At 61.9% G+C, this 1,378-nt stretch carries 1 protein-coding gene and 1 pseudogene (1 of these 2 cut by a window edge); both read left to right on the forward strand.

Annotated elements, in window-relative coordinates; genetic code table 11:
- On the forward strand, window positions 1–1,097 hold a 1,097-nt coding region (locus A3H92_08015), incomplete at its 5' end, for an FAD-dependent oxidoreductase (GenBank protein ID OHC75977.1).
- Window positions 1,098–1,237: 140 nt separating this feature from the next.
- Window positions 1,238–1,378: pseudogene (locus A3H92_08020) on the forward strand (hypothetical protein); it runs 972 nt beyond the window's last position.

Consider the following 1,378-nt stretch of genomic DNA (forward strand, 5'->3'; position numbering starts at 1 on the left):
CCATAGACTGCGCGGTGATCGGAGCCGGGGTGATCGGCATCTCCGTCGCCGGGGCGCTGGCCGCAAAGGGCATGGAAACCATTATCCTGGAGGCCGAGAGCGCCTTTGGAACCGGCATCAGTTCAAGGAACAGCGAGGTCATTCATGCCGGAATCTATTACGCGCCGGGCAGCCTCAAGGCCCGCTTGTGCGTTCGGGGAAACAAGATGCTCTACGCATATTGCGCCAGCCATGGAATTAACCACAGGCGGTGCGGCAAGCTGATCGTCGCCACCTGCGCCGACGATGAGTCGGCGCTTGACGATCTGGCGGCCAAGGCTGAACAGAACGGCGTTGACGGCCTGAAACGGCTTGACGGCGCGGAGGCCATGGCCCTGGAGCCTAACCTGCATTGCCGCATGGCGTTGTTGTCGCCGTCCACCGGCATCATTGACGCCCACGCCCTGATGCTGAGTCTGCTTGGGGAAGCAGAGGAACACGGCGCGGTCATCGCCTACAACAGCCCGGTGACCGGCGGCGACGGCGGCGGCGACGGCAAGATCATTCTGCATGTGGGCGGGAGTCACCCCATGGATTTGACGTGCGGCGTCGTCATCAACTGCGCCGGTCTCGGTTCCCAGGCGGTGGCGGCTTCGATCAAGGGGGTGCCGCCGGCGTCCGTTCCGCCGCGCCATCTGGCCAAGGGCAATTACTTTTATTTGCCGGGACGGCCGCCGTTCTCACGCCTGATCTATCCGGCGCCGACCGGCGCCAGCCTGGGCATGCACTACACCATGGACCTGGGAGGACAGGCGCGCTTCGGCCCCGACTTGGAATGGATCGATGAAGAGGACTACACCGTCAACCCCGACCGCGCCGAGGCCTTTTACGACGCTATCGTGCGCTACTGGCCGGGACTGACCAGGGCGTCGCTGCAACCGGGCTATGCCGGCATCCGCCCCAAGGTCCAGGCGCCGGGCGAACCCGCCGCCGATTTCATCATCCACGGCCCCGAAGTTCACGGCGTTAAGGGGTTGGTTAACCTTTTCGGCATAGAGTCTCCCGGCCTGACCGCCTCGCTCGCCATTGCCGAAAAAGTGGCGGAAATGACCGGATAACTTGCGAATCATAAATGAAATATAATCTAGAATACTTAAAGATTGATTGGCATCACTCAAGGCCGCACCGGGCCACGCCTCACCGTCTTTGCGAGAAGCGGAGCGACGAAGCAATCCAGGAAGCAAAACAGCCGTCTGGATTGCTTCCCGCGTCGCTGACGCTCGCGGTCGCAATGACGCCGACTTTAAAGGCTCTAATAATCACGATTGCGGCCTTTCTTGTATTGAGCGCGGCTCCCGCCTCGGCCCAGACCAAGGGCAAGACCACCATTCAGGGAAGG

This window comes from Rhodospirillales bacterium RIFCSPLOWO2_02_FULL_58_16 (assembly GCA_001830425.1).
Lineage (GTDB): Bacteria > Pseudomonadota > Alphaproteobacteria > Rhodospirillales > 2-02-FULL-58-16 > 2-02-FULL-58-16.